We start from the raw sequence: 4935 nt of genomic DNA, 5'->3' as shown, positions 1-4935 counted from the left end.
TAGCTTTTCACCCATCCGGCACGGTTTACGTTTTCAGTGGCAGCCGACAACACGGCCATTTCGGCTTACCATGGTCAGCATAGGATCGGTGTGCCGCGCTGCGCACAGTGCCGAGCCGACAACGTTGCGGCTAACGGAGCCAGCGCGCGGAAAGCAAGGATCGCCCACGATGCGGACACGAAGTGTGAGTCAGGGACGGCGCGATTTTCTTCGCAGGTCTGCTGCAGTGCCGTCCACGTTGCTGCTGTTGGCCCTCGAACATGCGTATGGGCGGCCCGGCGCAGTTTCAGCTACGCCCGCTGCACCGACGAACACGAACCGACCCGGCAGCAGACGGCAGGTCCGTTTTTCCTGCCGCACTCGCCGCAACGCGCATCGCTGCTCGAACCGGGCATCAAGGGAACGAAGATCGTCCTGACCGGACGGGTGTATTCGACGCAATGCAGCGCTGTTCCCGGGGCTTTGCTCGATTTCTGGCACGCCAATGACGCCGGCGAGTACGACGTCGAGGGGTTCCGGCTCCGCGGCCATCAATTCGCCGACGGCGAGGGACGCTACCGCCTTGAGACGATCGTGCCGGGGCTATATCCGGGACGCACACGACACATTCATGTGACGGTGCGGCCGCCCAACGGGCCGATCCTCACCACCCAACTGTACTTTCCGGGCGAGCAGCGCAATGCTCGCGATTCCCTGTTCGATCGGCGGCTATTGATGACGATTGACAACGACGGCGAGCTAAAGGCAGCCCCGGTTTGATTTCGTCCTCGCGCTCACATAGCGCAAGTGGTTGTGAAGCCGGGGTGTATCGAGAGTAAGGGATGACTTGATCCTGGAAGTGTTATTTGGCACCAACCGGGTTGACTCCGTAGCGACGATGACAAAAGCCAGGTCGCCGGGAGCAGCATGGAGAACCGCTCTATCAGCCAAAGATCCGCCGCCCTTGATTCTCTTGGTTGTAGAGCGTCAAGCGTGAAGTCCGGCCGAACGACACCCATTAGCGGGCCGGTGTCAAGTGAGTATGCAAATCCATGGCCGCATTGGGCGGTCGGTTTCCAGTGCTGATTCCCGGCTGCGCAGTAGCCGAACGCATCCGTTTCTTCGACTCATGGCTGCGACGGAGCGCGCCAGACACCCATCAGGTTCAAGCGAGCAGCGGTAACCTGCCAGTCGCCCTGGTGGCCTTGCCACCCCGGAAGAACGTTGGTACCGCAATGCGTCCATGGGTAGGTGAACAATCATGGGGCTGCCGAACAGGTCGACTCCAATCGCTGGCTGGCTCGCATTGCGGGCGATCCGCTTTCCTGCATGTCGGGGACGGCCGCGCGGCATCCATTCAATTATCCGGGCTGGACACCCACTCGCTGGCGATGGTTTGCCGGTGGCCGTCGTAAGCTCTACGAGAAGCAGCGTGTCGGGTCAAATGGTTTCCGGTCCTTCAGTATGTGGAAGCACGCACGTGCGAGCTTGTGTGCGAGAGCCTTGACGGCAACCACGGCATTCGTCCGGGCCTTCTTGCGTTCATAGAAGCGTTTTGCCTCGGGACAAAAGCGCGACGCGAGGTTGGCGGCTTCGACGAACGTCCAGGCCAGATATTTGTTGCCGTTCCTGGTATTGCCTTCGCCTTTCTTTTTGCCGTTACTGGTGCGCTGGCTGTCGACGCAGCGTGCATAGGAGGCGAAATTGCCGGCGCTGGCGAACCGCCCGATGGAGCCGGTCTCCAGCAGGATCGTCGTCGCCAGCGTCTGGCCGATACCCGGCACCGTCGTCAGCAGTGCATAGTCGGGACTCGGCGCGACTTTCTCCTGAAGACGCTTTTCCAGGACGTCGATCTGGGCGGAAAGCGTCGCGATCACCGCCACGTTCGCCCGAACCGCGAGAGCCACTTCGTCCGGCAGGGGCATTTGACCAATGACTTCGTTGTTTAGTCGCTTGACCTGGTTGCAGGTAATACGCTTGCAGTACTGACGCGCCGTAATGTTCTCGACCGCGAGAATGTGCTGGCTGCGGCTTCGCACCAGTTGCTGGCGCTTCCTGGCCAGATCGCGCACCGCACGCTGTTGCGGCGGCAGGATGGTGCCGGTGGGCAGAATTCCCAGCCGGAGCAGGTGCGCGAGGTAGCGCGCGTCGGTTTCGTCGCCGCTGTGCTTGAGCCCGTCATACTTCTTGATCGCCGTGGTGTTCGCAAGGTGTACGGTAAAACCAGCTGCTTGGAGACCGTCAACAAGCCAGTACCAGTTGTACGTTCTATAGAAATGTTTCTATAGGACGTTTTATGGACGCCNNAGGCGTCCATAAAACGTCGATTCGACTACCACGCCTGCTATCTCCTCGCGCCACGGAGAAAGGAACATCAGAATGTTCGTCAGGTCGTGGACAGACGCCTTTCCGCCAGCACTCGATCCGCGTCGTCGATCACACTGATGACGCTGTTGTTCGAATGCAGGTCAATGCCGCAATATTTCATCGTGGCCTCCTTTCGGTTAAAGCGTTTCGCGAACTCACTTTAACCCCGTCGCCTCCACGGCGACGGTGGGAGGCCCGCTAGATGATTTTCAATTATCTTTTCCGGTCAGCGGGGGTAATTGGTCGCCTCTCAGCACCGCTAAGTTTTTGCTATGCCCCTTCGCAATATTGCGGGCGGCAAGACAGTGATCGTCAAGCTGGAGGCCCATCCGCTCAGCAAACTCGGGCGTTCTTTCTCACCCACCGGTTCTAGATGAGCCGGAACTGCCGCTGATATGACACGGATGAGCGCACGGTACTGATGTCGACGCGGCCGCGTTGACCGCGGCATGACATGCTCTGGGCGACACGCAGCGAATGCACCGACAGAGAATCGAGGGGTTGCGCGCCTGCAGCGCGATGCGCAGGCGACAGCACGGCACGCCCGCGCATCGCACCGAGGTCGGCGTCCAGCGCTGTGATGTCAGTGTTCCCGCAGATCCGTCACCGGAGTGGGGCGCTAACCCCGGCTGGCAACGCGCGCAATGATGAACGACAGCGGCAGGTCGTGTGAAGTGGTGGATGACGTGCCGGATTGTTCTGATTCTTCTCCGTGACTCTTCCCGGCAGAGGCGGACGGCCGGACGACCAGCACGGGAATATTGCTGTGAGTGAGGACCTTTTGCGTTTCACTGCCTAACAGCAAAGCGCGCACACCGCCACGACCGTGGGATGCCATCACGATGAGATCACACTTGCGCTGCGCGGCAACGCTAATGATGGCCTCATAGGGGTGAGCCCGCGTGGTCGCTACCCCTCCGCATTCGACTCCGGCCTCGGTGGCGACTTTCGTCGCTGTGCCAAGATAGTCGTCTGCGTGTTGCCTGGCGACCTTAAGGAAGTGCTCCTCGGTATCCGTGAGCATTTCCGGACCGTACGCGAAAGCGTGAAATTCCGGGATGACGTGGACAGCGGTGACCTTGGCTCCATTCTCCCTGGCGAGCGATACGCCCATCCGGATGGCCTCTTCCGAAAGTGTCGATCCGTCGGTCGGCACAAGCAGATGCTTGAACATGGCTTTCTCCCCGCGGCCAGGCTCACACGCCATGACGTTCCATTCAAAGCCAGCCGCCTGAACCGGGAACGTCTTCTTCGAGTATAGTCAGTCCGATGCAAGCTTTGCGGGCTGTTTGTTTCGTGTGCGGCAAAATGGCGCGGCGCCAGTTGCCGAACTTCCGGTATCGTGATCCGCTGTCCAGTTTCCAGTTACGCGCAAGATGCAGGATCGCTTGCGGACCATTTCACCGACCGCTTTCATCGACAGTACCCATGCGCTAGAACGCGTGTCGGGTCAGGCAAGCACGCGTCCCGAGTGTCTTTGCAACAACAACCGATCATGACGCCCGTCAAGTTTGTTCTCAGTTACACAGTCGTGCCCTTGATGGCGATTGTCGCTGTCGCGACCTGGGCGTCGCTTCATGTCTCCGCGGAAATCGATGCGCGACAGTACGCGTCGCTCTCGGCATCCTATGCAAGTTTTCCGCCGGATCTCAGGCGCAGTATTGCAGAAGTGATGAACTCGGGGACGGTCAGCAAATCCGATTATTCTTCGCTGGTACGCCAGTCGCTCGACGATGGCGTTGTCCTCGACTGGCCAGCGGGGGAGAGGGCTGATGTGGCACGCGAGCGGGCGAAACTGGCCGCGCTCGTCAAGGTCGCGGGGATCCAGGCATCGTCGCTGAGGGAATAGCCAGCACGGGATCTTCATACGGGAATTCATGTCGACGCCCGACTTCACGTATTGTCGCTGGTTGCTGGAGTCTGCTCTAGCGGCCAAACGGGATCCCGGTCGGGTGGATCCAGCCGATCCAGTTCGCAACGAGGATCGAGAAGAAAAGCGTAATCGACAGCCCGACACGCGGCGCCAGCGACCATACCATCCGTTGCGTCTTACCCCGATCGTGCATCATGAAATACAGTGCCGAGACCATGCTTGCGATAATCAGAATGAATGCGATGGGGACGAGAACGTGCATGAACGGCCTCTGATCGGACTTTGAGTGGCGGCCCATGCCTGAAGCCGCAAGATAGCCGACCATTTTAGGCGCTGCACATCAGCATGCGCCGCGACGTGATGCCACAGTGTCGATAAGCGTGCAAGCTACCCGTCGCGCTGGATTTGCCGGGACACATGCGGTCGTGTGCGCCAGCCCAGCCAGCCTACCGGACGAGTTGCGTGATAATGTCCACGACTTCCGGATTGGCCAGCGTGGACACGTCTCCGGGATCCTGGCCATTGGAGATGGCGGCAAGCACGCGTCGCATGATCTTACCGGACCAGGTCTTGGGCATGCCGGGAACGATGACGACCCGATAGGGCTTCGCGATGGCGCCGATCCTGGCAAAGACAGTGTCCGAAACCTCTTGCGCAATCTCACGCGTCGGCTCTACGCCCGGGCTCGAGCGCAACCTAGAGTTCGGGAGGGCCTT

The 4935-nt window shown here is 60.0% G+C and carries 5 protein-coding genes and 1 pseudogene; 2 read left to right on the top strand and 4 right to left on the bottom strand.

The window, feature by feature from the left end; genetic code table 11:
* Positions 1-36: 36 nt before the first annotated feature.
* Positions 37-759, top strand: a complete 723-nt coding sequence (locus BN2476_RS30100) for a dioxygenase family protein (RefSeq protein ID WP_235851023.1) — start codon at positions 37-39, stop codon at positions 757-759.
* Between the two features lie 638 nt (positions 760-1397).
* Here BN2476_RS30100 and BN2476_RS30095 read toward each other — a convergent pair.
* Positions 1398-2467: pseudogene (locus tag BN2476_RS30095) on the bottom strand (IS110 family RNA-guided transposase).
* A 498-nt stretch (positions 2468-2965) separates the two neighbouring features.
* Entirely contained in the window at positions 2966-3520 is a 555-nt protein-coding gene (locus tag BN2476_RS30085) for a universal stress protein (RefSeq protein WP_087737948.1), read from the bottom strand.
* A 321-nt stretch (positions 3521-3841) separates the two neighbouring features.
* Between BN2476_RS30085 and BN2476_RS30080 the strand changes: the two genes are divergently transcribed.
* Entirely contained in the window at positions 3842-4195 is a 354-nt protein-coding gene (locus BN2476_RS30080; protein WP_087737866.1) for a hypothetical protein, read from the top strand.
* 76 nt (positions 4196-4271) lie between these two features.
* Here the strand turns inward: BN2476_RS30080 and BN2476_RS30075 are convergent, their stop codons facing one another.
* Both BN2476_RS30075 and BN2476_RS30070 read right to left on the bottom strand, forming a co-directional pair.
* Positions 4272-4481 carry a twin transmembrane helix small protein gene (locus tag BN2476_RS30075; protein WP_087737947.1) on the bottom strand — a complete coding sequence of 70 codons (210 nt, stop codon included), beginning with the start codon at positions 4479-4481 and terminating at the stop codon, positions 4272-4274.
* A 184-nt stretch (positions 4482-4665) separates the two neighbouring features.
* The coding region (locus BN2476_RS30070) for an AMP-binding enzyme (protein ID WP_438942911.1) at positions 4666-4935 on the bottom strand (270 nt) is incomplete at its 5' end.

The sequence above is a fragment of the Paraburkholderia piptadeniae genome, from assembly GCF_900007165.1.
Classification (GTDB): Bacteria; Pseudomonadota; Gammaproteobacteria; order Burkholderiales; family Burkholderiaceae; genus Paraburkholderia; species Paraburkholderia piptadeniae.
Note: the sequence above shows the minus strand (reverse complement) of the source record. Positions and strands in the feature narration are given on the sequence as shown.

Coding starts and splice junctions, on each gene's coding strand:
- BN2476_RS30085 (WP_087737948.1), bottom strand. CDS start 3,520: ATGTTCAAGCATCTGCTTGTGCCGACCGACGGATCGACACTTTCGGAA.
- BN2476_RS30080 (WP_087737866.1), top strand. CDS start 3,842: ATGACGCCCGTCAAGTTTGTTCTCAGTTACACAGTCGTGCCCTTGATG.
- BN2476_RS30075 (WP_087737947.1), bottom strand. CDS start 4,481: ATGCACGTTCTCGTCCCCATCGCATTCATTCTGATTATCGCAAGCATG.